21 protein-coding genes and 1 tRNA gene are annotated in these 23,160 nt (G+C 65.5%); 6 read left to right on the top strand and 16 right to left on the bottom strand.

Going from position 1 to position 23,160, the window contains the following annotated elements:
- The first annotated feature begins 11 nt into the window (after window positions 1-11).
- Window positions 12-1,850: an ABC-F family ATP-binding cassette domain-containing protein gene (locus ISM_RS16190; protein WP_009815280.1), complete on the top strand. Its 1,839-nt coding sequence runs from the start codon at window positions 12-14 to the stop codon at window positions 1,848-1,850.
- Between the two features lie 46 nt (window positions 1,851-1,896).
- Here the strand turns inward: ISM_RS16190 and ISM_RS16185 are convergent, their stop codons facing one another.
- The 8 genes from ISM_RS16185 to ISM_RS16150 all read right to left on the bottom strand — a co-directional run bounded on the left by ISM_RS16185 (window position 1,897) and on the right by ISM_RS16150 (window position 11,082).
- Window positions 1,897-2,652, bottom strand: a complete 756-nt coding sequence (locus ISM_RS16185; protein WP_009815279.1) for an SDR family NAD(P)-dependent oxidoreductase — start codon at window positions 2,650-2,652, stop codon at window positions 1,897-1,899.
- Window positions 2,653-2,706: 54 nt separating this feature from the next.
- Window positions 2,707-3,765 (bottom strand): AbrB family transcriptional regulator, encoded by a 1,059-nt coding sequence (locus ISM_RS16180; protein ID WP_040618170.1) that lies wholly within the window; start codon window positions 3,763-3,765, stop codon window positions 2,707-2,709.
- 96 nt (window positions 3,766-3,861) lie between these two features.
- A tRNA-Gly gene (locus ISM_RS16175) sits at window positions 3,862-3,935 on the bottom strand.
- A gap of 324 nt (window positions 3,936-4,259) precedes the next feature.
- Window positions 4,260-6,314 (bottom strand): ASKHA domain-containing protein, encoded by a 2,055-nt coding sequence (locus tag ISM_RS16170; RefSeq protein WP_009815277.1) that lies wholly within the window; start codon window positions 6,312-6,314, stop codon window positions 4,260-4,262.
- Between the two features lie 124 nt (window positions 6,315-6,438).
- Window positions 6,439-7,275, bottom strand: a complete 837-nt coding sequence (gluQRS, locus tag ISM_RS16165) for a tRNA glutamyl-Q(34) synthetase GluQRS (RefSeq protein WP_009815276.1) — start codon at window positions 7,273-7,275, stop codon at window positions 6,439-6,441.
- A 28-nt stretch (window positions 7,276-7,303) separates the two neighbouring features.
- The gene (gene trmFO / locus ISM_RS16160) at window positions 7,304-8,665 is read right to left on the bottom strand and encodes a methylenetetrahydrofolate--tRNA-(uracil(54)-C(5))-methyltransferase (FADH(2)-oxidizing) TrmFO (protein WP_009815275.1); all 1,362 of its coding nucleotides are present in this window, start codon (window positions 8,663-8,665) and stop codon (window positions 7,304-7,306) included.
- 41 nt (window positions 8,666-8,706) lie between these two features.
- Window positions 8,707-10,059 (bottom strand): cytochrome-c peroxidase, encoded by a 1,353-nt coding sequence (locus ISM_RS16155; RefSeq protein WP_009815274.1) that lies wholly within the window; start codon window positions 10,057-10,059, stop codon window positions 8,707-8,709.
- 237 nt (window positions 10,060-10,296) lie between these two features.
- Window positions 10,297-11,082 (bottom strand): enoyl-CoA hydratase, encoded by a 786-nt coding sequence (locus tag ISM_RS16150; RefSeq protein WP_009815273.1) that lies wholly within the window; start codon window positions 11,080-11,082, stop codon window positions 10,297-10,299.
- Window positions 11,083-11,138: 56 nt separating this feature from the next.
- On the opposite strand from ISM_RS16150, the gene ISM_RS16145 reads away from it, so the two are divergent.
- Both ISM_RS16145 and ISM_RS16140 read left to right on the top strand, forming a co-directional pair.
- Window positions 11,139-11,561: a PaaI family thioesterase gene (locus ISM_RS16145; RefSeq protein ID WP_009815272.1), complete on the top strand. Its 423-nt coding sequence runs from the start codon at window positions 11,139-11,141 to the stop codon at window positions 11,559-11,561.
- A 4-nt stretch (window positions 11,562-11,565) separates the two neighbouring features.
- Complete coding sequence (locus tag ISM_RS16140; RefSeq protein WP_009815271.1) at window positions 11,566-12,531, top strand: zinc transporter ZntB; 966 nt, start codon at window positions 11,566-11,568, stop codon at window positions 12,529-12,531.
- Between the two features lie 83 nt (window positions 12,532-12,614).
- Here ISM_RS16140 and ISM_RS16135 read toward each other — a convergent pair whose 3' ends face one another.
- Window positions 12,615-12,848: a DUF1127 domain-containing protein gene (locus ISM_RS16135; RefSeq protein ID WP_009815270.1), complete on the bottom strand. Its 234-nt coding sequence runs from the start codon at window positions 12,846-12,848 to the stop codon at window positions 12,615-12,617.
- A 166-nt stretch (window positions 12,849-13,014) separates the two neighbouring features.
- On the opposite strand from ISM_RS16135, the gene ISM_RS16130 reads away from it, so the two are divergent.
- From ISM_RS16130 to rpsI, 3 genes are all read left to right on the top strand, one after another.
- On the top strand, window positions 13,015-14,337 hold the full coding sequence (locus tag ISM_RS16130) for an aminotransferase-like domain-containing protein (protein WP_254655692.1): 1,323 nt from the start codon (window positions 13,015-13,017) through the stop codon (window positions 14,335-14,337).
- Between the two features lie 174 nt (window positions 14,338-14,511).
- Complete coding sequence (gene rplM, locus ISM_RS16125) at window positions 14,512-14,973, top strand: 50S ribosomal protein L13 (RefSeq protein WP_009815268.1); 462 nt, start codon at window positions 14,512-14,514, stop codon at window positions 14,971-14,973.
- On the top strand, window positions 14,973-15,461 hold the full coding sequence (gene rpsI / locus ISM_RS16120; protein ID WP_009815267.1) for a 30S ribosomal protein S9: 489 nt from the start codon (window positions 14,973-14,975) through the stop codon (window positions 15,459-15,461). Before rplM ends, rpsI begins: the two co-directional genes overlap by 1 nt.
- 186 nt (window positions 15,462-15,647) lie before the next feature.
- Here the strand turns inward: rpsI and ISM_RS16115 are convergent, their stop codons facing one another.
- The 7 genes from ISM_RS16115 to guaA form a co-directional block, all read right to left on the bottom strand.
- Window positions 15,648-16,253: a TetR/AcrR family transcriptional regulator gene (locus ISM_RS16115; protein ID WP_009815266.1), complete on the bottom strand. Its 606-nt coding sequence runs from the start codon at window positions 16,251-16,253 to the stop codon at window positions 15,648-15,650.
- A complete protein-coding gene (ppk2, locus tag ISM_RS16110; RefSeq protein ID WP_009815265.1) occupies window positions 16,246-17,115 on the bottom strand; it encodes a polyphosphate kinase 2 in 870 nt (289 codons plus the stop codon). Before ppk2 ends, ISM_RS16115 begins: the two co-directional genes overlap by 8 nt.
- A 61-nt stretch (window positions 17,116-17,176) precedes the next feature.
- Window positions 17,177-18,124, bottom strand: coding sequence for a homoserine O-acetyltransferase MetA (gene metA, locus ISM_RS16105; RefSeq protein ID WP_009815264.1), 948 nt, complete (start codon window positions 18,122-18,124; stop codon window positions 17,177-17,179).
- A 78-nt stretch (window positions 18,125-18,202) separates the two neighbouring features.
- Window positions 18,203-19,063, bottom strand: coding sequence for a hypothetical protein (locus ISM_RS16100; RefSeq protein ID WP_009815263.1), 861 nt, complete (start codon window positions 19,061-19,063; stop codon window positions 18,203-18,205).
- A gap of 132 nt (window positions 19,064-19,195) precedes the next feature.
- A complete protein-coding gene (locus ISM_RS16095; protein WP_009815262.1) occupies window positions 19,196-20,260 on the bottom strand; it encodes a membrane protein in 1,065 nt (354 codons plus the stop codon).
- A gap of 149 nt (window positions 20,261-20,409) precedes the next feature.
- Window positions 20,410-21,318, bottom strand: a complete 909-nt coding sequence (locus tag ISM_RS16090) for a DMT family transporter (RefSeq protein WP_009815261.1) — start codon at window positions 21,316-21,318, stop codon at window positions 20,410-20,412.
- 163 nt (window positions 21,319-21,481) lie between these two features.
- Window positions 21,482-23,053: a glutamine-hydrolyzing GMP synthase gene (guaA, locus tag ISM_RS16085; RefSeq protein ID WP_009815260.1), complete on the bottom strand. Its 1,572-nt coding sequence runs from the start codon at window positions 23,051-23,053 to the stop codon at window positions 21,482-21,484.
- Window positions 23,054-23,160 lie beyond the last annotated feature (107 nt).

Below are 23,160 nucleotides of genomic sequence, written 5' to 3'. Positions count from 1 at the left end.
AGCCCGCTTGCATGGCACAAGCACCGCTCTTACAGCTTTCAGATATCTCGCTCACCTTCGGGGGTGAGCCGGTTTTCGACGATCTTTCGCTGGTGGTTCAGACCGGCGACAGGGTCGCCCTCGTGGGTCGCAATGGCTCGGGAAAATCCACGCTTCTCAAGGTGATGGCGGGTCTTGTTGAACCTGACCGGGGGGATCGGGTGATCCCGCCCGGCATCCGGGTCGGCTATATGGAGCAGGACCCGGATATGAGCGGCTTTGCGACGCTGGGTGATTTTGCCAGCGCGGCGCTCGATCCCGGTGAGATGTACCGGGTGGAACGGGCAGGCGAAGGGCTCAAATTCGATCCGGCGCGGCCGGTGAGCACCGCGTCGGGCGGCGAGCGGCGGCGCGCGGCGCTGGCGCGGATCATGGCCGAAGCGCCCGATCTCATGCTGCTCGACGAGCCGACGAACCATCTCGATATCGAGGCGATTGCCTGGCTCGAGGCCGAGCTCAAATCGACGCGGGCGGGCTATGTTCTGATCAGCCACGACCGGGCGTTTCTGCGCGAGCTGACGCGGGCAACCCTCTGGATCGACAGGGGAATGACGCGGCGGCAGGAAAAGGGGTTCGAGCATTTCGAAGCCTGGCGCGACAAGGTCTGGGACGAGGAAGACACGGCGCGGCACAAGCTCAACCGGAAGATCAAATCCGAGGCCCGCTGGGCCGTGGAAGGGATCAGTGCGCGGCGCAAGCGCAACCAGGGCCGGGTGCGGGCGCTGCAGGAGCTGCGGGCCGAGCGCGCCTCGCAGATCAAGCGGCAGGGCACGGCGGCGCTGGCGCTCGATGCGGGGCCGAAATCCGGCAAGCGGGTGATCGAGGCCAAGGGCATCGCAAAATCCTTTGCGGACAAGGAGATCGTCCGCGACTTTGATCTCAAGATTCAGCGCGGCGACCGGGTGGCCTTTGTCGGGCCGAACGGGGTGGGCAAGACGACGCTGCTCAAGATGCTGCTTGGCGAAGAGACGCCGGATGCGGGCAGCGTCGATCATGGCACCAATCTGATGGTGGCGGTGTTCGATCAGGCGCGGGCGCAGCTCGACCCGGAGATGAGCCTCTGGGAGAGCCTGACGGGCGACAAGGATATGCGCGTCTCGGGCAATGCCGATCAGGTCATGGTGCGGGGGCAGCCGCGGCATGTGGTGGGCTATCTCAAGGATTTCCTCTTTGACGAACGGCAGGCGCGGGCGGCGGTCAAATCGCTCTCGGGCGGGGAAAAGGCGCGGCTCTTGCTAGCCAAGCTGATGGCCAAGGAGAGCAATCTTTTGGTCATGGACGAGCCGACCAATGACCTCGATATCGAGACGCTCGATCTCTTGCAGGAGCTGCTCGACGATTATGACGGCACGGTTCTCTTGGTGAGCCACGACCGCGATTTCCTCGACCGGGTGGCGGCGACCACGGTGGTCATGGAGGGCGACGGGCGGGCGACGATCTATGCCGGCGGTTGGAGCGATTACCAGACCCAGAAACGCAAGGCGGCGGCTGAGGATAAGGCCGAGGCCAAGGCGGCGCAGGGCGGCGGGAGACCTGCCAAGGGCGAGGCCAAGCCGGGCGGGGCCAAGCCCGCGCGCAAGGGGCTCAGCTTTACCGAGAAGCATCGTCTCGAGGCGCTGCCGGGCGAGATTGCGCGGCTCGAGGCGGAGATCGGCAAGCTCAGCGAGCTGATGTCCGATCCCGAGCTGTTCACCCGCGAGCCGGTCAAGTTCCGCAAGGCGACCGAGGCGCTGACACAGCGTCAGGAGGCGCTGGCCAAGGCCGAGGAAGAGTGGCTCTTGCTGGAAGAAAAGGCCGAAGGGGCGGGGTGATCCCGTGCCCCTCTGGGGTCGTTATCGGGGCGTGTTTGCGCGCCGGTCACTGCATCCGAAGCGCGCCGTCGATGCGGATCACTTCGCCGTTAAGGTATTCACATTCCACGATAAACCGCGCCAGCGCCGCGTATTCCGCCGGGTCGCCCAGCCGTTTCGGGAAGGGCACGCCTTGGGCCAGCTCGTCTTGCACCTCTTGCGGCAGGCCGCGCAGCATGGGGGTGCCGAAGATGCCCGGCGCGATGGTCATGACGCGGATGCCTTCACGGGTCAGATCGCGGGCCATGGGCAGGGTCAGCCCGACGATCCCGCCCTTGGAGGCGGCATAGGCGGTCTGGCCTTTTTGGCCGTCAAAGGCGGCGATGGAGGCGGTGTTGATGATCACGCCGCGCGTGCCATGGGGGCCGGGGGCGTTGTCGGCGATGCGGGCGGCGGCGAGGCGGGCGATGTTGAAACTGCCCACGAGATTGATGTCGATGGTGCGTTGAAACGCCTTGAGATCATGGGGTCCGTCACGGCCCAGCGTCTTGGCCCCGGTGGCGATTCCGGCGCAGTTCACCGCCGCCGTGATGCGGCCCATATGGGCGGCTGCGGCGTCGATGGCGGCGCTGGCAGAGGCCTCGTCCGTCACATCGCATTCGATGAAGTGTGCGCCGATGTCTTCGGCCACTTGCGGGCCACGGGTGGTGTCGCGGTCAAAGAGGCAGACGGCGGCACCCATCTCGCGGAAATGGCGGGCGGTGGCTTCGCCGAGGCCCGAGGCCGAGCCGGTGATGATCGCGGCGGTGTCTTCCATGCGCATGGCGGTCTCCGATGAATTGAACACCTGTTCAAATACCGGGCGCGGGGCGCTCTGTCAAAGCTTCTCGCGGCGCCAGCGGCGTGACAGCACGCCGAGACCGGCCACGGTGAGCAGGATGCGGATGATGTGATGCAGCGTGACGAAGGCGGGGTTTGCCTCGAGGCTCAGCGCGATGAGGGCCATTTCGGTGAGCCCGCCGGGCGCAAAGCTGATCAGCACCACGTCGAAAGGTTCGTCGCCCAAGGGCAGCAGGAGCGCGGCAAAGCCGCCGGCCAGCGCCATCATCAGCGTGACCGACAGGAAGGATAGCCAGGTGGCCTTTAACAAAAGTTTGCGATCGAGCCCGGTGAAGCGCAGGCCGAGGGCGGTGCCGATGATGATCTGGGCGGCGTTGACGAGCCATTGCGGCAGTTCGATCACCAGAAGGCCCGAGAGCGTCACCGCGGCGGCGAGGAGCAGCGGGCCGGTGAGCTGACGGGCGGGCAGGCGCAGCAGGTGGCCCGCGACGATGCCAAGCCCGAGGGTGATGCCGATGCCGGGCAGGGCCACCCAATCGGTGGTTTCGCGGGCAAAGCTCAGCCCGGCGGAGCTTCCGACCGGGGCGCCGAGCCAGAGCGACAGGGCGACGGGCAGGGCGCTCACCACGAAGATGACGCGCAGGAATTGCTGCAGCATGAGGCGGGCCGGGTCGGCGCCGCTTTCCTCGCCGAGCGCGATGGATTCGAAGAGCCCGCCGGGCGCGCCCGCGCAAAAAGCCGTGGCCCGGTCATAGCCGCCAAGCCGTTGAAAGATATAAGCGTTGCCAAGCTGGGCCAGGGCCACGAAAGCGGCAAGGGCTGTGGCGCGCAGGGCGAGGGCGGTGGGGTCGGAGAAGAGCTCGGGCGTGATCTGCGCGCCGATCATCAGCCCGATGAGGCCGATAAAGACGATGCGGATGCGCTGTGGGAAGGCGTAGCCCGTGGGCAGGATCTGTGGGCGCAGGATGGCGATGGTGCCGGAGGCGATGAGCGGGCCCAGCAGATAGGGCAAGGGCAGGCCGAGATGGACGGCGAGCGGGGCGACAAAGGCCCCCATCAGGAGAAGAAGCGCGGTTGAAATCAGTTTGGGTAACATGGCGTCTATGAAGCACCATGCGCGGGGCTGTGCAAGGGGCGCTGTACAGGGGGCTGTGGCCGTCTTGCAGGTCGGGGAGGTGTTGGGGGGATCGGCTGGAGCGGGTAACGGGAATCGAACCCGTAACTAAAGCTTGGGAAGCTGCCGTGATACCTTTTCACCATACCCGCGCTGCCGAGGCCCTGAGATAGGCAAAAGCCGGGGCGAGGTCAAGGCCCGCCGCGCGGGGGATCGGGGAAAATTGGCAAGCCGAGAGGCCGGGGAAGAATCGCCTGTTTCGGCGGGATCAAGCCTATGGTTAACAAGGGAAATTCTGGAAAACCCGGGCTGCGGTAACACGTCGGTAAGACGTCGGTATTGCGACTGTGCCAAAGTCGGGGGCTCGCGCATCTTGTGTCAAGGCAGGGCGCGGGCGGGGCGTTAAGGGGTAAAGCGCGGGTAAAGGGGGCGTGCGGCGCCCCCTTTGTGTTGTGCTGTTCCGATGGCGGTCAGACTTAGCCGCGTCGACGGCGACGGCGGCCGCCGCCTTCGGCATCGCCACCGCCGGTGTTGAAGCTCACCTGTGGCAGGGGCGCGATGCGGGCCAGTTCGGGGAAGGGGTCCGTCTTGTGCGGGATGGCGTTGGCCGCGACGAAATGTTCCTGGAACTTGGGCTCGATGGCGGTCTCGACCTTGGTGATCTGACGCACGACGCGCTCGATCTCGGCCCGGGCGGCGATGTTGCACAGCGCGATGCGCGCGCCGGTGCCGGCGGCGTTGCCGGCGCTCGTCACCTTGTCGAGGGGCACATCGGGGATCATGCCGAGCACCATGGCGTGCAGCGGCGAGATATGCGCGCCAAAGGCCCCGGCGAGCACGACGCGGTCGACCTTGTCGACGTTGCGGCTGTCCATCAGCAGGCGGGCCCCGGCGTAGAGCGCCGATTTGGCGAGCTGAATGGCGCGGATGTCGCCCTGGGTCACGGTGATGCGCGGGCCGCCCTCGGCGCTGGCGTCGATGATGAGATAGGAATGGGTGCGGCCCTCGGGAACGGAGCGGGCCGTGCCGGTCTGTTCGGCCGAGCCGATGAGGCCGCTGTCGTCGAGCAGGCCCGCCATGCGCATTTCGGCCACTGCCTCGATGATGCCCGAGCCGCAGATGCCGGTGATGCCGGTGGTGGCGGTCGCCTCGGCAAAGCCGTCTTCGTCGGACCACAGATCACAGCCGATGACGCGGAAGCGCGGCTCTTTGGTGACCGGGTCGATGCGGATCGCCTCGATGGCGCCGGGGGCGGCGCGTTGGCCGGAGGAGATTTGTGCGCCCTCGAACGCCGGGCCGGTGGGCGACGAACAGGCGAGCACGGAATGGCGGTCGCCGAGCAGGATTTCGGCATTGGTGCCGACGTCGATGATGAGCGCCAGATCCTCGGATTTGCCGGGCTCTTCCGAGAGCGCCACGGCGGCGCAATCGGCCCCCACATGGCCCGCGATGCAGGGCAGGATATAGGTGCGGGCGCGGGTGTTGACGGCGGGCAGGTCAAGTTCGCGCGCGAGCATCGAGATGCTGTCGGAGGTGGCCAGCGCAAAGGGGGCCTGACCGAGTTCCACCGGGTCGATGCCCAAGAGAAGATGGTGCATGACCGGGTTGCAGACGAAGACGAGTTCAATGATGAGCGTCGGATCGATCCCGGCCTCGGCGGCGATTTCCACGGAGAGCGTGTTGATCGCGTCGCGCACGGCGGCGGTCATTTCACGGTCGCCGCCGGGGTTCATCATGGCATAGCTCACCCGGCTCATCAGGTCTTCGCCAAAGCGGATCTGCGGGTTCATGATGCCCGAGCTCGCCTTGACCTCGCCGGTTTCGAGATCGGTCAGATGGGCCGCGACGGTGGTCGAGCCGAGGTCGATGGCGAGACCGTAGAGACCGGATTCGTGCAGGCCGGGCCAGATTTCGATGACGGTGGCGACGGCGTCGCGGTGCGATTTATGGAGCGCCACGGTGACCTGAAACTTGCCCTTGCGCAGGGCCGGCTGCAGTTTCGACAGGAGGGTGAGATCGGCGCGGATGTCGTCGATCTGCCATTGCTCGGAGAGCGCGCGTTTGAGCCGTTCGAGATCGCCGGTCGGCTCGTGCATGTCGGGTTCATCCACCTCGACGAAATAGAGCCGCGTGGCCGGGTCCATCTGAATGACGCGGGCCGAGGCGGCCTTGCGCACCACCTGTTTGTGGACCTGTGATTCGGGCGGCACGTCGATGACGATGTCGCCCTGGACGGTGGCCTGACAGCCGAGGCGGCGGCCCGGTTTCAGCCCGCGTTTCTGGTCATAGCGTTCCTCGACCGCGTTCCAGTCGGAGAGCGCGTCGGCGGCGACGGTGACGCCATGTTTGGGAAATTCGCCATAGGAGGGGGTGATCTGACATTTCGAGCAGATGCCGCGCCCGCCGCAGACCGAATCGAGATCGACACCGAGCTGTCGGGCGGCGGTCAGAACCGGGGTGCCAACCGCAAAGCGGCCGCGTTTGCCCGAGGGGGTGAAAACGACGAGGGGATCGGTGGGATCGGTGCTCATGCCTGTCTCCGTCAATGCGCTTGGGCGACCATAGGGGATTGGGCGCGGGGCGAAAGCCCGAACCCGTCATATTGATGATGAGGAGCGGCATGTGCCACGGGTTTTGTGAGGTTTTGAGGGCGGATCAGAGCCCGACGCGGCGGCGGATGTCGGCGGGGGTGTCACCGGCGGCGCGGTAGGTGGCGATGGCGCGGGCGTCGTCGCGCTTGGCCAGCCGTTTGCCGGCCTCGTCGCGGATCAGCCGGTGGTGGTGGTAGCGCGGCGTCGGCAGGCCAAGGAGGCGCTGCAGGAGCACATGGATCGGCGTCGCCTCGGCGAGATCGGCGCCACGGATGACATGGGTGATTTCTTGGTCCGCGTCGTCGAGCACCACGGAGAGATGGTAGGAGCCGAGGAAATCGCGGCGCGACAGGACGATGTCGCCGATTGTCGTGACCATCTCGTCAGGGCTCAGGGTCGGATGGGTGACGTCCGAGAGTTCGTGATAGGTGACAAGGGCTTGCGCGGCTTTCCTCATGTCTAGGCGCAGGGCCTCGTCCGCGGGGCGCGGGCCCCTGCGCGGGGCGTCGCGGCAGGTGCCGGGGTAGATGATCCCGTCGGGGCCATGGAGCGGCGCGCCCTCTTGCGGGGCCGAGGCGGCGGCGGCGATGTCGCGGCGGCGGCAGCTACAGGGATAGAGGAGACCTGCGTCCCAGAGCCGGTCGAGGGCGTCGGCGTAGCGCGGCAGGCGGTCGGATTGGCGCAGGGGTGTGTCGTCCCAGGTCAGGCCGAGCCAAGTGAGATCGTCGAGGATCTGCGCCTCCCATTCGGGGCGGGCGCGGGTCTGGTCGATGTCCTCGATGCGCAGGAGAAAGCGGCCTTGGGCGGCGCGGGCCATGTCATGGGCGAGGATCGCCGAATAGGCATGGCCCAGATGCAGCGGCCCGGTGGGCGATGGGGCGAAGCGCGTAATATATGTCATATCAGGGCTTTACCGCGCATAGCTCACCTTAGTCGGTCTGGCGCGGAAGCGGGTAGGCGTCGAGCCAGCCTTGCCAGGCCTCTTTGCCGCGATCGGTATAGGCCTTGTAGCGGTCCTTGCGACCGCGACGCCCACCCTTGAGCCCATCGACGGGGCGGAAGAGGCCGAAATTGACGTTCATCGGCTGGAAAGTCTTGGCCTCGGCACCGCCGGTGATGTGGTGGATGAGCGCGCCCATGGCGCTGTCTTGCGGCACCGGCGGCGGGGTTTTCCCGCTGAGCTCGGCGGCGGCGAGACGGCCTGCGAGCAGCCCCATGGCGGCGCTTTCGACATAGCCTTCGACGCCGGTGATCTGCCCGGCAAAGCGGATATGGGGCCGCGATTTGAGCCGCATCTGATCGTCGAGCAGCGTCGGCGAGTTCAGGAACGTGTTGCGGTGGATGCCGCCGAGACGCGCGAAACGCGCGTTCTCTAGGCCGGGAATCATTTTGAAAACATCGGCTTGTGCGCCGTATTTCATCTTGGTCTGGAAACCCACGATATTGTAGAGCGTGCCCAGCGCATTGTCGCGGCGGAGCTGCACCACGGCGTGAGGCTTGACGTCCGGCTGATGCGGGTTGGTGAGGCCCACGGGCTTCATCGGGCCGTGGCGGAGCGTTTCGCGGCCACGTTCGGCCATGACTTCGATCGGCAGGCAGCCGTCGAAATAGCCGGCGGTTTCGCCCTCGTGGAACTCGGTCTTGTCGGCGGCGAGCAGCGCGTCGATGAAGGCCTCGTATTGGTCGCGGTCCATCGGGCAGTTGAGATAGGCGGTGCGCTCTTCCTCGGTCTCGCCCTTGTCATAGCGCGACTGCATCCAGGCGCGGCTCATGTCGATGCTGTCGTGATAGACGATGGGGGCGATGGCGTCGAAGAAGGCGAGCGCCTCAGCGCCGGTCTCGGCGGCGATGGCCTGGCCCAGACCTTGCGAGGTGAGCGGGCCGGTGGCGATGATCCAGGTGCCGTCTTCGGGCAGGGCGGAGATTTCGCCGGGCGCGACGGTGACCAGAGGATGGGCGCGCAGGGTTTCGGTCACGGCGCGGGCAAAGGCGTCGCGGTCGACGGCCAGTGCGCCGCCTGCGGGGAGGCGGTGACGGTCGGCCATGGCCATGATCAGCCCGCCCGCCGCGCGCATTTCCCAATGCAGCAATCCGACGGCGTTTTGTTCATCGTCATCCGAGCGGAAGGAGTTCGAGCAGACCATCTCGGCGAGATCGCCGGTTTGATGCGCAAAAGTCCCGGTCTCGGGGCGCATTTCGTGGATGGTCACGGGGATGCCGTGGCTGGCGGCCTGCCAGGCGGCTTCGGAGCCGGCCATGCCGCCGCCGATGATATGGAGCGTGTTCGTCATGGGGGCGATGTAGGGCAGAAGCCGCGCGAAGGGAAGGGGCGTCAGGGCCGCGCGAGGGCGGCGAGCAGGTCGGGCCCGGCGGCGGGTGTCGGCAGCGGCGAAGGCGCGGGATCGAGCGGCAGGCCCGAGGGCACGCGGGGCGGGGGGCCGAGACGGCCACCCCCGGCCATGACCGGATCTTCCAGCGATTTGAGAAAGTCGAGGATCGCCGCGACCTCGGGATCGGTGAGGGTCACGGGGGCGATGTCGATGGCGGCCTCGATCCGGGCAAGCTCGCGCGGGTCGGGGCGGTAGGGATCGGCCTCGGGGCTGGCCAGTTGCGGCAGGCGGGCGCGGTTCGGCGTGTAGCGGGCGAGCATCTCGGCGGGGGCGAGATGATGGCGGACCATGTCTTCGAGCCGAGTATAGGCGCCATTGTGGCCATAGGGCGCGGTCAGCGTCACGTTGCGCAGCGAGGGCGTGCGAAAGCGGTAGCTGTCGGTTGTGTCGCCGGTGACGTAAGAGCGGCCGTGATCCTCGCCGCCATAGAGGCCGCGCGTCTTGCCGGGGCCGAGCGGCGGCAGGCCGAGGGCGTGGAATTTCTGATCGGTCTGGAAGGTGCCGCTGTGGCAGCTACTGCATTGCGCCTTGCCGTAGAAGAGCGTCATGCCCGCGATCTGACGCGGCGAGAGCGCGTCGCTCTGGCCGAGCAGATAGGCATCAAAAGGGCTGTCGCTGCTGCGGAACTCATAGGCGATGAAATTGGCCAAGGCGCGGCCGATGTCGCTGATGTGGACAGGTTCATCGGGGCCGAGGATGGCGTCAAAGCGGCGGCGATAGTCTGGCGTGGCCTCGACCCGGGCGGCGAGCATTTCCCACGCGCCGTGGAGGCCGCGTATCTCGCCTGCGGCAACGGCGTCGGCCACTGGGTTTTCGCCGGGCTGGCCCGCCATTTCGTCATGCGACATGAGCGGCAAGAGCGCCTGTGCCGCGAGCAATGTGGGCGCGGGGCGTTCGAGGGCAAAGCCTTCGGGCATGCGGATGCCAAAGCGGGTGCTGTCATCGCGCGACACACGGCCATCGTGAAAGAGCGTGGTGATCTCGCGGGCGCCGAGATTGAACAGCGCGGGCGCGTTGCGCGGGATGAGACGCGGCGGGATATTGGCAGGATCGGCGCTGCGGGCGGCGCCGAGACCGAGCCCGCCTTCGCCCAGAGCCAGCGACATGCCATCGGCGCTGCCGAGGCTCGGATGGTGGCAGGTGGCGCAGGAAATATTGCGATTGCCCGACAGAATCGGATCAAAGAACAGATCGCGCCCGAGAAGGACAGAGGTGGTGCCGGGGGTCGGGAAAGTTTCGTGGGTCACCGCAGCCGGTAGGTCGGCGGCCAGAGAGAGGCTGGCCTGGAGGGACATAAATGCTGCGGTGACCCAAGATCTGAGCAAGGTAATACCTGTCATTGCCGATTGGGAACAGGGGTATCGCAGCGATTGCGGCAATAAAACGGCGCATTTGGAAAAAATGTGGCACAAATTTGGAAACATTCGTGTGCTTTATACCGGGCAGCATAGCGGGCGGCGCAGGCCGGGTGGGCCTGCGCCATGTCACGAATGTCGTGTCCTGCAAGGGGTTTGCGGGGCGCGCGCCGTGGTTCATTGATCCCAGTCGGGGGCGCGTTTTTCGATGAAGGCGGAGATGCCTTCGGCGGTGTCGCTGCGCAGCATGTTCTCGACCATGACCTGCCCGGTATAGGCATAGGCCGCGTCGAGCCCCATTTCGAGCTGATTGTAGAAGGCTTCCTTGCCGATGCGGACCGCCGCGCCGAGCTTGGCCGCGATGGTCTCGGCCATCTCCATGGCGGCGGGCAGCAGGTCGTCGGCGGGCACGGCGCGGTTGATCAGCCCGAGCGCCTGGGCGCGGTCGGTGTCGATGAACTCGCCCGTAGTGAGCATCTCGAAGGCCTGCTTGCGCGGGATGTTGCGCGACAGGGCGACCATCGGCGTCGAGCAGAAGAGCCCGATATTGACACCATTGACGCCAAAGCGCGTGCCCTCGGCGGCGATGGCGAGATCGCAGGAGGCGACCAATTGGCAACCGGCGGCGGTGGCGATGCCATGGGGGGCGGCGATCACCGGCTGGGGCAGGGCGCGCAGCCCGGTCATCACGCTGGCGCAGCGGTTGAAGAGATCGGCGAAATAGGCGCGGCCGCCGTCCTCGGACTGACGCCCGGCGGTCATTTCCTTGAGATCATGCCCGGCGCAGAAGGCCTTGCCCGCGCCGGAGATGACCACGGCACGAATGCTGCGATCCTCGCGCAGCGTGTCGATCTGGGATTGCAGCGCGGCGAGCATGGCGTCGCTCAGCGCGTTGATCCGTTCGGGCGCGTTGAGGCGCAGATGGGCCACGGGGCCGGTGTCGTTGCGTTCCAGTAGTGCCATCTTGTCTCTCCTCCCGGCATGTGGTCCTGTTTCAGCGACCGATAGGGGGAGAAAACATGGGGTTGCAGTTTACTGTCAAGGAATTGTCTGACTTTTTGGAGACGGAATTTCCGCAAGTGGGCGGGCAATTCACCATCGAGGCGCTCGGTGAGATGATGGCGACGGTGCGGCTCAATGTCGGTGAGCAGCATCTGCGCCCCGGTGGCACGGTGTCGGGCCCGTCGATTTTCGCGCTGGCGGATGTGGCGATCTATATTGCCGTGCTGGCGATGATCGGGCGCGAGGCGCTGGCGGTGACGACCAATTGTTCCATTGATTTCATGCGCAAACCGGCGGCGGGGGTGGATCTCATCGCCGAGTGCCGCTTGCTCAAGCTGGGGCGGGTGTTGGCGGTGGGGGATGTTCTCATCCGGTCCGAGGGGCAGGAGGCGCCGGTGGCGCGCGCCAGCCTCACCTATTCCATTCCGCCCAAGAGGTGAGATCATGCAGGATCCTGTGACGCTCTGTGCCTTTGATGTGGATGCGACAGGCCGGGCCGTGGCGGTCGAGGGTCCGCTGGCGGCGGCGGCGCCCGAGGGCTGTTACCGCTGGCTGCATTTCGATGTGGCGGCGGCGGGGCTCGAGCCGTGGTTGCGGGCGCATTTGCCGGAGGCGGCGGTGGATGCGCTGTTGCAGGCCGAGACCCGGCCGCGCTGTGACGCGCATGGGGCGGGGGCGATCATCAACCTGCGCGGCGTCAACCTCAACCCGGGGGCCAGCCCGGAGGATATGGTGAGCCTGCGGATCTGGATGGCGGAGGGTCTGGTGGTGACGGCGCGGCTGCGCAAGATCTGGGCGCTGGATGCGATCCGCGCCCAGGCCGAGGCCGAGGGGCAGGCGCCGGAGAGCTCTGGCGCGCTCTTGGCGGCGATTGCCGAGGGGCTGACGCGGCGGATCGAGGCGGTGGCGCTCGAGCTCGAAGAGCAGACCGATGCGCTTGAAGAGACGGTGCTCGGCGAGGCGCAGGAGGTGCCTTTGGCGCAGCTTTCGGGGGTGCGGCACACGGTGATCAAGCTGCGCCGTTTCGTCAATCCGCAGCGCGAGGCGCTGGAGGCGCTGGCGGCGGGCGAGGCACCGGGGATGGATGCGCGGGCGCTCAGCGATCTGCGGGAGAGCGCCAACCGGTCGGCGCGCAATGTCGAGGCGCTCGATGCGACGCGCGAGCGGCTGATGGCCTTGCAGGATCATATGGAGGTGCAGCGCGGGCAGCGGCTTGGGCAGAACTCTTATGTGCTGTCGGTGGTGGCGGCGATTTTCCTGCCGCTCGGCTTTCTCACCGGGCTCTTTGGGGTCAATGTGGCGGGGATGCCGGGGGTCGAGCATGCGGGCGCGTTCTGGATCCTCTGCGCCGGATCGCTGGCGCTGGGCGTGCTGCTTTACCTGGTGTTCAAGCTGGGGCGGTGGCTCTGATCCTCTTGGGGCGTTTAAGCCCGTTTGCCATAAAAAAGGCCGGGCAGATGCCCGGCCAGTGGAAGAGGGACCGTCACGGGGAGTTACGGTCTCCAGAACCTCTTGGTCATCTCGAGATCGGCGGTGCCGCGGTCGAGGCCAATGTCGCGCAGCTGCTCCACCGAGAGATGGCGCAGGGCGCGGCGGGTGCGGTGGCGGCTCGTCCAGACCGCGATGAGATAGGCCAGACGGACCGCCACCTGCGATGCCAGCGGCAGCGTGCCGGCACGTGAAAGCTGTGCGAGGGCGGACTGATCGGCAGAGGTGGGCAGGTACATGGGTCTATCTCCTATATCTGATTGTACCAATACAATTTGCACATTGTATGCATGATCGATAGCCTGTACCGATGTATTACGCTAGGGAAACATTGTTATGAATACAATTTGGCCGCCAGACCTGACCAAAAACAGCGATCCGAAGTATATTGTATTGATACAATCCATGCGGGCCGCCATCCGATCCGGAGAGCTGCCGCAGGGGCAGAGGATGCCACCGGTGCGCGAGCTGGCCTGGGATCTCAAGATCACGCCGGGCACGGTGGCGCGGGTCTATAAGCTGGCGGCGGAAGAGGGGCTTGTGACCACCGAGGTCGGGCGCGGCACCTTCGTGTCGGGTGGGCCGGTGGCGGGATCGCTGCCCGAGGATCCGCTGCTTCGCTCCGTGCGGCGCGGCATGCTCGATTTCCGCGCGGTCAGGGTGCCGGAGATCGGTCAGGAGGCGGTCATTCGCAGCGGGTTGCAGCGATTGGCGCAGAGCCCGGCCATGGCCTATACGGATTATCCGACCAGCGAGACCGACCGCGCGGCGCGGGCGGCGGTGGCGCAATGGATCGGGCCGGATCGGGCGGGGCCGCTCGAGGCGGAGGATATTATCCTCGGCATGGGGGCGCAGAACACGGTGATCATGCTGTTGCAGGCGCTGTTGCATGGGCCGAACCCGGTGATCCTCACCGAAGAGCTCGGCTATCCGGGGGTGCGGCACGCGGCGCGGCTGTTGCGGGCGCAGCTTGTTGGGGTGGAGATGGATGCCGAGGGCATCCGGCCCGATGCGTTCGAAGAGGCATTGCGGCGGGAGGGGGCGCAGGTGCTCTTGACCGTGGGGGATGTGCACAGCCCGACGACGCGGCGGCCCAGCGTGGCGCGGCGGCAGGAGATCGCGGCGCTGGCGCGGAAGTATCAGATCCAGATCATCGAGGATGATTGCCATTGTATCTCGCGGCCCACCGAGCCGGGCTATCGCGCGATCTGCCCGGAGCGGGCGTGGTTCGTGTCGTCGCTCACCAAGACGGTGTCGGCCTCGCTGCGCTTTGGCTATGCGGCCTGCGCGCGCGATCAGGCGGCGCTGGCGCGGCAGGTGGCGCAATCGTCCTTTTACGGGATGCCGCAGCCGATCCTCGATCTGAGCGCCCAGCTTATCGAGAGCGGCGAGGCGGAGCGGCTGCGGGCCGAGGCCGAGCGTAGCGCCCGCGAGCGGGTCAAGCGGGCGGTGAATATCCTGGGCCGCTGGGACATCAGCTGGCGCGAGGATGTGCCGTTTCTGTGGCTGCGGCTGCCGCAGGGCTGGCGGGCGTCGCGCTATGCGCGGGCCTGTGCCGAGGCGGGGATCGACATCAAGCCGGCGGATGAGTTTTCGCTGCCCGATGGGCGGGCGCCCAATGCGGTGCGGATTGGGCTCAATGCGCAGGAGAGCGTGGCGGTCTATGAGGCGGCGCTGCGCAAGATGGATGCGCTTTTGGCGCGGCCGCCGGCGAATGTGGACCTGTGAGGGGCGAAATGTGTGGGGTAAAATAATACCGTAATTGCAAACCATTGTTTTGCAACGGCTATATTTGATTTACCCCACTTGATCCTGCGGGAATTGCCTGTATAACCCGCCCATCCAATGCGACGGCGGCCTGTCCGTGCGTTCGCGCGTCACCACCAAGAGAGTCTTCTCGATATGAAAACCTATTCTGCGACACCGGCAGATATCGACAAGAAATGGATCCTGATCGACGCTGAAGGCGTTGTTCTGGGCCGTCTTGCATCGATCATCGCCATGCGCCTGCGCGGCAAGCACAAGGCCACCTTCACCCCGCATATGGATTGCGGTGACAATGTCATCGTCATCAACGCGGACAAGGTCCAGCTCACCGGCAACAAGCGCGAAAAGCCCAACTACTGGCACACCGGCCACCCGGGCGGGATCAAGAGCCGCACCACCGGCGAGATCCTCGAAGGGGCGCATCCGGAGCGCGTTGTCATGCAGGCCGTCAAGCGGATGCTGCCCGGCAACCGTCTGAGCCGTCAGCAAATGACCAATCTGCGCGTCTATGCAGGCACCGAGCATCCGCATGAGGCCCAGAGCCCCGATGTGCTGGATGTGAAATCCATGAACAAGAAAAACACGCGGGTGGCATGATGGCTGAAGAAATCAAAACCCTCGACGGCCTCGAAGCCGCTGTGAGCGACGCCGGTGTTCTGGCCGCTGAAGCCGCACCGCGCGAGCCCGTTCGTGACGATCTCGGCCGCTCCTATGCGACCGGCAAGCGTAAAGACGCCGTGGCCCGCGTCTGGATCAAGCCCGGCTCGGGCAAGGTCTCGGTCAATGGCCGCGAAATCAACGTCTATTTCGCCCGTCCCGTTCTGCAGATGATCCTGCGCCAGCCCTTCACCGTGGCCGGTGTGGAAGACCAGTTCGACGTGGTCGCAACCGTCAAGGGCGGTGGTCTCTCGGGTCAGGCCGGTGCGGTCAAGCACGGCATCTCGAAAGCGCTGCAGCTCTATGATCCGAGCCTGCGTGGCGCGCTCAAGGCGGCAGGCTTCCTGACCCGCGACAGCCGCGTCGTCGAGCGGAAGAAATACGGTAAGCGCAAGGCGCGCCGGAGCTTCCAGTTCTCGAAGCGTTAAGCTGCGATTACATGTTTTGGGAAGGGGCTGCCTTTGGGCGGCCCTTTTTCGTTTGTGTGGGGGATTAGGTGGGGGCTTTGCCGCAGGGTTTAGGTGGGGGCTTTGCCCCCGGCCTGCGGCCTCCCCCAGGATATTTTTAGCCAGAAGAAGCGGGGGCGGACGGTTTGGGGGGAGGTGGTTGGGGCGTTAGTCGCGGCTCAGGCCGAGGCCGTGGAGATAGGTGGTGAGGGCGGTTTCCAGCAGCATCTCGGGGGCGGGGCCGTCGGGGCGCGGGTTGCGCGCGAAGAGCTCGACGATGCCGTGGCTCAGCGCCCAGACATGGGCGGCGAAGAGATCGGCGGGCGGGCAATTGGCGGCGGGCAAGCGGCCGCAGAGCCGTGTGGCGGCCTGATCGAAGCGGGCCCGGGCACGGGCGGCGGCCTCGGCCAGGGCGGGCGAGCGGTCAACGGCGATGCCGCTTTCGAACATCGCCATGTAATGGCCGGGGTGGTCATGGGCAAAGCGCAGATAGGCGTGGCCGCTGGCGATGAAGCCTTCGATCGGGCAGCTCTGATCGGGGCCGAGCGCCTTGTCCTGCGCCTCGGCGAAGATCACGAAGCCCTGGCGCGCGGCCTCGGCGATGAGATCATCGCGGCCGGCGAAATGGCGGTAGACGGCGGCGGGGGTGACGCCCGCCTGTTTGGCGGCCTCGGAGAGGGTAAAGCCGGTGGGGCCGCGGGTCTCGATCAGGGTGAGCGCCGCGTCGACCAGGGCCTGACGCAGGTTGCCGTGATGATAGCCGCGCTTAGGCATTCCATATCTCGGGGCCGCCGCAGATCAGCGGATCGGGCTGGCCCAGGGCGCGGGCGTCTTTATGATCATAGTCGAGACGGCCGAGCACATGGCGGATCGCCTCGAGGCGGGCGCGGCGTTTGTCGTCGGAGCGGATCACCGTCCAGGGCGCGACCTCGGTATGGGTGCGGGCCAGCGTTTCCTCGATGGCAGCGCTGTAGGCGTCCCAGCGTTTGAGGCCTTCGACGTCGATCCAGCTCAGCTTCCATTGTTTGAGCGGGTCGCTTTCGCGTTTGAGAAAGCGGCGCAGCTGTTCGGCGCGGCCCACGTTGAGCCAGATCTTGATCACATGGATGCCGTCCTCGGTGAGCATGCGCTCGAAATCGGGGGTCTGGGCGAAGAAATGTTCGCGCTGCTCCTCGGTGCAGAAGTCGAACACATGTTCGACCACGCCGCGATTGTACCAGCTGCGGTCAAAGAGCACCATTTCACCGGCGGCGGGCAGATGGGCGGCGTAGCGTTGGAAATACCATTGCGTCGCCTCGCGGTCGGTGGGTTTCGACAGGGCCACGACGCGGGCGTTGCGCGGGTTGAGGTTTTCGCGGAAGCGTTTGATCGTGCCGCCCTTGCCGGCCGCGTCGCGGCCTTCGAAGACGACGACGACGCGGGCGCCGCTCTGGCGGACCCAGGACTGGCATTTCACCAATTCGATCTGCACCCGCTGCATTTCCTGATCATAGACCTTGCGCGCCAGCCGGTCGGAATAGGGGAAGGCCGCGTCGAGAATGTCGCCCTTGTCGGCGCGGCGGATGGCGGCGCGCACCGCGTCGGGGGCGGCAAATTCGAAAAACTCGCTGATGGCGCCGTCGAAGGGCAGGTCCATGTGGCTCTCCTTTTACAGGGCAGTATGGCGTCAGCCTGTGGCCTGTGCAATTGCGCGCCGCTCAGCGGCGGCGCAGGTCGGTGGAACTCAGCCCGATCTGGTCGATGTCATAGGGCGTGGTTTCGTAAATCTCGGAAATCCAGTTGCCATAGAGCAGATGGGCGTGGCTGCGCCAACGGTTCTGCGGCGGGCGTTTGGGATCGTCGTCGGGGTAGTAATTGCAGGGCACGTTGATCGGCGTGCCATTGGCGACGTCGCGGTCATATTCCTGTTTCAGCGTGTCGCTGTCATATTCGAGATGGTTGAAGATATAGAGCGCCCGGTGGGCGGGATCTTCGACCAGACAGGGCCCGACCTGATCGGAATGCAAGAGCGTGGTGAGCCCGTCGCGGGCGTCGATCTCGTCTTGACGGATTTCGGTCCAGCGGCTCACCGGGATCACGCAATCGTCGGAGAAGCCGCGCAGGAAGGGCGAGGCGGGGGCCATGTTGCGGTGACGGAAACAGCCGAAGGCCTTGGCGTCGAGCAGATGTTTCGCCACGCCGTGGAAATGGTGGATCATCGCCATGCCGCCCCAGCAGACGCCAAAGGTGGAATGGACATGGCTCTGGGTCCAGTCCATGACGCGGCGCAGCTCGTCCCAATAGGTGACCTCATCGAAGGGCAGATGTTCGATGGGCGCGCCGGTGATGATCAGACCGTCGAATTTCTCGCCCGTCGCCTCGACCTCGGCGAAGGGGCGGTAGAAGCTCTCCATATGGTCGGCGGCGGTGTTGCGGGCGCGGTGGTCGCTCATCCGGATCAGGCTCAGATCGATCTGCAGCGGCGTGGCGCCGATGAGCCGCGCGAATTGCGTCTCGGTCTGGATCTTCTTGGGCATCAGGTTGAGCAGCGCGATGCGCAGCGGGCGGATGTCCTGCCGGGCGGCCTGATCAGGGTCCATGACCATCACGCCCTCGTGCGAGAGCACGTCATAGGCGGGAAGATCGGATGGAATCTTGATGGGCATGGGACAGGTCCGTTTGCAGGTTGTTTCAGGTGTCAGGGTGTCGGATGGCCGGGAGGCCGCGCGCCCTAGATGGGCGTTTTAGCCGCGCATGTCGAGGGCACGGGCCACCAACGCGTCGAAATCCTCGGCGCTGCGCACGTCGGAGACCTCGCTGGCGGGCAGGGTGATGCCCCATTTCGCCATCGCCTCGTAGCGCGGTTTGCGGTGGGCCAGCGCGCGGGCATAGGTCCAGCGGATGAAGCTGTCGGGATCGACCTTGTCGGCGGTAACGTTCTGCTCGGCCAGATATTGCGTCCAGGCCTCGGCGAGAAACTCGGGCTGATAGGCCATCGGTTTCGGCGCGCGGTCAAAGCGGCGAATGAGCGCCTCGGTATGGGCGTCGGAGCCTTGCAGATAGATCAGCAGGCAATGTTGCGACAGTTCCGTCAGCAGCGGGTCGTTGGGATCGTCGCCATCGGCCCATTCGCAGATCGAGCCGCCGGTGTCGCAGATGAAATGCGGGTAGCCATAGAGGCTCTGGGCGCGGCTGATGAAATGGGAGGTGTCCATCAGCGCCGAAATCTCGGCATGGCGGAACTGTTCCTGCCGCCGGGTGTATTCGGCATAGGGCAGGCCGCCGCGCGTGGGATCGCCGGGCTTGCCGAGATAGGTCGAGACCGGGGCGAGATTGTTGAAGGTGATGTTCGAGCCGATATAGATCGAATCCGACAGCAGCAGGTCGCGCAGGAAAGGCACCTGCATGGCGTGGGCCTTGGCGTTGTCGGCGATGAGCTCGCCCATGTAGCGGGTGCCGATCCGGTAATCGATGGAATAGTGGAACCAGCCGCCCGCGTCGCGCAGGAGGTTCGACAGGAAGGTCTTGCCGAGGCCAGACATGCCATAGAAGAGCACCCGTTTTTGCGGGGCGCTTTGCCAGTCTTTTGCGCTTTGATAGATCATGGGCGGTCCGTCCTTATGTCCGCCAGAGTGGTAGCCAGAGGCGCGGGGGGCGTCAATGCAAGCCGCGCCGGGGCAAGGAAAAACCCCGCCAGAGTGGCGGGGTTTCCATGTCGTGTCGAGGTGCGGTCGGGATCAGAAGGTCCAGCCGACCTTCATGCCGACGGCGACGGCGTCGTTGTCCGAGAAGCTTGCCACCGAAGTGTTGGCGCTGCCGATGTCGATGTAGCGCACGCCGGTGGTGATCTTGTAGCCTTCGCCTTGGTAGATCGCGGCGACGCCATAGCTCCAGTAGCCGTCGGTGCCCGAGAGGTTGCCGACCACGTCGCCATTGTCTTTCTCATAGCCGAGCGAGAAGGCGCCGCTCCACTTGTCCGAGAATTTGCGGCCAACACCGAGCGTGTAGGTCCAGACATCCGAGGTGCCCGAGGCGATGGGGGCCGGGACGAAATCGCTGGGCGAGACGGCGAATTCGGTCCATTCACGCCAGCGGATCGAGCCGAAGAGCAGCGTGTTGGCGGCGATGCCCGACTGGGCGTGCAGCGTCACCGATTGCGGTGTCTTCACCTTGAAGGGCGCGCCGGTGTTGTCGCGGAACTCATGCTCGATCTCGGATTCGTAGGTCAGCGCGACGCGCATCGCGATTTCCGGCACCTCATAGGCGGCACCCACGAGATAGCCGAGCTGATAATCCTTATCGACGTTGAGCGTATAGGGGTTCGGGGCGGTGCCGGCGACGGATTGCACGGTGATCGAGCCGGAGAGGCCCTGCAGCTTGAGCCCGCCATAGGCGCTGATCCGGTCGCTGAACTGATATTTCATCAGCGCGGTGGCAGCGATCGAGTCGACCGAGGCGCTCGAGCCGGCAAAGAAGGCGCCGGCGGTGTCATAGGTCACATCCGCGCCAACAGGTTCGTCGAGGACGAAGGCGAGGGTGATCTTGTCGTTGAGCTCATGTTTGTAGCCAAAAGCCCAGTTCTGATAGTTTTCGGTGATATTGCCGGTCGGGCCAACAGGGAACGGCGTGGTGTTCGTGCCGCTCACATTGGGCGAGACATGGACGACGGAAAACTCGAGATACTGATTACCCTCTTCGAAGAGGATCTGGGACGGGTCGCCGCGGCGCTCGATACCGCCAGCATGGGCGGCGCCTGCGGCGACGGTCGCGGCCCATGCCGCGGACACAAGGGTGGATTTCATGGTTACGCTCCTCCAAAACCAATGTCTCGACTGTAGCTTGGGCAAAACTTCGCTCAACTCTGACGCGGCGTCATGTCGCAGCGGTGCGGCGCAGGGTGTCAGAAATGACACAAAACTGTCGTCTGGGCCGAGGTGGGCCATGGGGCGCGTCATGTGCGCCGCGCCCGGGATTCGAGCCAGATATTCGTGTAATTCGCGGCAAAGATGACGGCGGCGCCGATAAAGACATAGATGTCGAGCGCCTCGCCATAGAGCACCATGCCGATCACCGCGATCAGCGGCAGCCGGGTGAAATCGACCGGCATGACCACGGTGGCGGGGGCGAGTTTCAACGCGGTGGTCAGGCAGAAATGCGCGACCAGCCCGCCGAGGCCGATGATGAGGAGCCACGGCAGGCTCGGCCCGCTGGGCAGGGCGATGTCGAGATCATGCCCGGCGCAGAGCAGGCCAAAGATCAGCTGCAGCCCGGTGAGCCAGAAGAGGATGCAGGTGAGGCTGTCGTTGCGGGTCAGGCGGCGGGTGGTGACGGCGGTGCCGGCGAAACCTACGGCGGCGATGGCGGCGGCGACGAGGCCCCAGCTCAGCGTGTCGGGGCTTGGCCGAGTCACGATGAGGATGCCGGCAAAGCCGATGAAAGCGGCGAGGACGCGTTGCAGCGTGAGCCGCTCGCCGAGCACCAGCGGCGCGAGGAAGAGCGCCCAGAGCGGCGCAGTGAACTCGAGCGCGAAGACCTGGGCCAGCGGGATCACCGTGATGGCGAAGAACCACAGGTTCTGGCCGGTGAAATGGCAGATGTTGCGGATCACATGCAGGCCGAAGCGGCGCGTGCGGATTTCGGGCAGGCGGCCGAGGGCGCTGGCGAAGAGAAGCACGAGGGCAAAGCCTATAAGGCTGCGGTACATCATGATCTCGAACGTATCGAGTTCAAAGCTCACGGCGCGCCCGGCCACGGCCATGGCCGAGAAGGACAGGATCGCGCCCACCATCCACGCCGCAGCGCGCAGCGTGTCATTGCCAGCCGGGGTGGCGGCGGAAGGGGTGGGGGTCACGTCAGCCATGACGTAGCGTTAGCCGCGCGGCTCGGGTCGCGCAAGAGGGCGCGGGCGGGTTGGTACAATTTTAGGTTGTAAGGTGTGAGGGCGCGCGAACCGCTGGGGCTCCGCCCGTTCGACATATAATCGCTCCACTGGAGCGATTACCGGGCTGCGCCCGGACTATGTCTCACTCCCATTCAATCGTGCCGGGGGGTTTGGATGTGACGTCATAGGTCACCCGATTGATGCCGCGCACTTCGTTGATGATGCGGGTCGCGGTTTCGCCGAGGAAATCATGGCTGAACGGGTAGTAATCCGCCGTCATGCCATCGACGCTGGTCACCGCGCGCAGCGCGCAGGCGAAATCATAGGTGCGCCCGTCGCCCATCACGCCCACGGTGCGGACCGGCAGGATGGCCACGAAGGCCTGCCAGATGTCGTCGTAGAGACCGTGTTTGCGGATCTGGTCGATATAGACCGCGTCGGCCTTGCGCAGGATCTCGAGCTTTTCGCGGGTGATCTCGCCGGGGCAGCGGATGGCGAGGCCCGGCCCCGGGAAGGGGTGGCGGCCGATGAAACTGTCGGGCAGGCCCAGTTCGCGGCCCAGAGCGCGGACCTCGTCCTTGAAGAGCTCGCGCAGCGGCTCGACCAGTTTCAGACCCATCTTTTCGGGCAGGCCGCCCACATTGTGATGCGACTTGATGGTGACCGAGGGGCCGCCGGAGAAAGACACGCTTTCGATCACGTCGGGATAGAGCGTGCCTTGGGCGAGAAACTCGGCGCCGTCGATGGAATTGGCGTGTTTCTGGAACACGTCGATGAAGAGGCGGCCGATGATCTTGCGCTTGGTCTCGGGGTCGGAGACGCCGTCGAGCTCGCCGAGGAAGAGCTCGGATTCGTCGGCATGGATCAGCGGGATGTTGTAATGGTCGCGGAACATCTTCACGACTTCATCCGCCTCGTTGAGACGCAGGAGACCGTGGTCGACGAAGACGCAGGTGAGCTGATCACCGATGGCTTCGTGGATGAGCACGGCGGCGACCGAGCTGTCGACGCCGCCGGAGAGGCCACAGATCACCTGTTTGTCGCCGACCTGTTCGCGGATCTTGCGGATCGCTTCTTCGCGGTAGGCGCCCATGGTCCAGTCGCCGGAGAAACCGGCGGCGCGCACGAAGTTTTCGTAGATCGTCTTGCCGTTCGGGGTGTGATGCACCTCGGGGTGGAATTGCACGGCGTAGAATTTGCGGTCCTCGTCGGCGGTGATCGCAAAAGGCGCGCCGGGCGAGGTGCCATAGACCGAGAAACCGGGGGCGATTTCGGCGACATGGTCGCCATGGCTCATCCAGACCTGTTCGCGGCCCGAGCCGTCCATGAACCAGCCGGTGAGCAGATCGATGCGGTCTTCGGAGGGGGTCACGAAGGCGCGGCCAAATTCGGCCGTGGCATGTTCGCCCGCCTCGACCCGACCGCCGAGATCATGCATCATCACCTGTTGCCCGTAGCAGATGCCGAGGATCGGCACGCCGAGGTCATAGACCGATTTCGGCGGACGCGGCGAGCCGTCGCGCATCACCGAATCCGGCCCGCCGGAGAAGATCACGGCCTTGGGCGCGAACTCGGCCAGGAAGGCGTCGGTCACGTTCTGATAGGGGTGGATTTCGCAATAGACGTTCAATTCGCGCAGGCGGCGCGCAATAAGCTGCGTGACCTGGCTGCCGAAGTCTATGATGAGAAGGCGGTCATGGGTGTCCTGGATCATGTCTGGCAGTTACCGCCAGATCGCCAATCGCGCAAGGCCCAAAAGGCGCGGAATGGCTGTCGACTGGGCGCGGTTTAGGTGTCGGGCCGAGGCGGGGTGCCGGTGCC

Source organism: Roseovarius nubinhibens ISM (assembly GCF_000152625.1).
In the GTDB taxonomy this organism is placed as follows: Bacteria; Pseudomonadota; Alphaproteobacteria; order Rhodobacterales; family Rhodobacteraceae; genus Roseovarius; species Roseovarius nubinhibens.
This window is presented reverse-complemented; position numbering and strand designations above follow the sequence as displayed.

Coding starts and splice junctions, on each gene's coding strand:
- ISM_RS16190 (WP_009815280.1), top strand. CDS start 12: ATGGCACAAGCACCGCTCTTACAGCTTTCAGATATCTCGCTCACCTTC.
- ISM_RS16185 (WP_009815279.1), bottom strand. CDS start 2,652: ATGCGCATGGAAGACACCGCCGCGATCATCACCGGCTCGGCCTCGGGC.
- ISM_RS16180 (WP_040618170.1), bottom strand. CDS start 3,765: ATGTTACCCAAACTGATTTCAACCGCGCTTCTTCTCCTGATGGGGGCC.
- ISM_RS16170 (WP_009815277.1), bottom strand. CDS start 6,314: ATGAGCACCGATCCCACCGATCCCCTCGTCGTTTTCACCCCCTCGGGC.
- gluQRS (WP_009815276.1), bottom strand. CDS start 7,275: ATGACATATATTACGCGCTTCGCCCCATCGCCCACCGGGCCGCTGCAT.
- trmFO (WP_009815275.1), bottom strand. CDS start 8,665: ATGACGAACACGCTCCATATCATCGGCGGCGGCATGGCCGGCTCCGAA.
- ISM_RS16155 (WP_009815274.1), bottom strand. CDS start 10,059: ATGTCCCTCCAGGCCAGCCTCTCTCTGGCCGCCGACCTACCGGCTGCG.
- ISM_RS16150 (WP_009815273.1), bottom strand. CDS start 11,082: ATGGCACTACTGGAACGCAACGACACCGGCCCCGTGGCCCATCTGCGC.
- ISM_RS16145 (WP_009815272.1), top strand. CDS start 11,139: ATGGGGTTGCAGTTTACTGTCAAGGAATTGTCTGACTTTTTGGAGACG.
- ISM_RS16140 (WP_009815271.1), top strand. CDS start 11,566: ATGCAGGATCCTGTGACGCTCTGTGCCTTTGATGTGGATGCGACAGGC.
- ISM_RS16135 (WP_009815270.1), bottom strand. CDS start 12,848: ATGTACCTGCCCACCTCTGCCGATCAGTCCGCCCTCGCACAGCTTTCA.
- ISM_RS16130 (WP_254655692.1), top strand. CDS start 13,015: ATGCGGGCCGCCATCCGATCCGGAGAGCTGCCGCAGGGGCAGAGGATG.
- rplM (WP_009815268.1), top strand. CDS start 14,512: ATGAAAACCTATTCTGCGACACCGGCAGATATCGACAAGAAATGGATC.
- rpsI (WP_009815267.1), top strand. CDS start 14,973: ATGGCTGAAGAAATCAAAACCCTCGACGGCCTCGAAGCCGCTGTGAGC.
- ISM_RS16115 (WP_009815266.1), bottom strand. CDS start 16,253: ATGCCTAAGCGCGGCTATCATCACGGCAACCTGCGTCAGGCCCTGGTC.
- ppk2 (WP_009815265.1), bottom strand. CDS start 17,115: ATGGACCTGCCCTTCGACGGCGCCATCAGCGAGTTTTTCGAATTTGCC.
- metA (WP_009815264.1), bottom strand. CDS start 18,124: ATGCCCATCAAGATTCCATCCGATCTTCCCGCCTATGACGTGCTCTCG.
- ISM_RS16100 (WP_009815263.1), bottom strand. CDS start 19,063: ATGATCTATCAAAGCGCAAAAGACTGGCAAAGCGCCCCGCAAAAACGG.
- ISM_RS16095 (WP_009815262.1), bottom strand. CDS start 20,260: ATGAAATCCACCCTTGTGTCCGCGGCATGGGCCGCGACCGTCGCCGCA.
- ISM_RS16090 (WP_009815261.1), bottom strand. CDS start 21,318: ATGGCTGACGTGACCCCCACCCCTTCCGCCGCCACCCCGGCTGGCAAT.
- guaA (WP_009815260.1), bottom strand. CDS start 23,053: ATGATCCAGGACACCCATGACCGCCTTCTCATCATAGACTTCGGCAGC.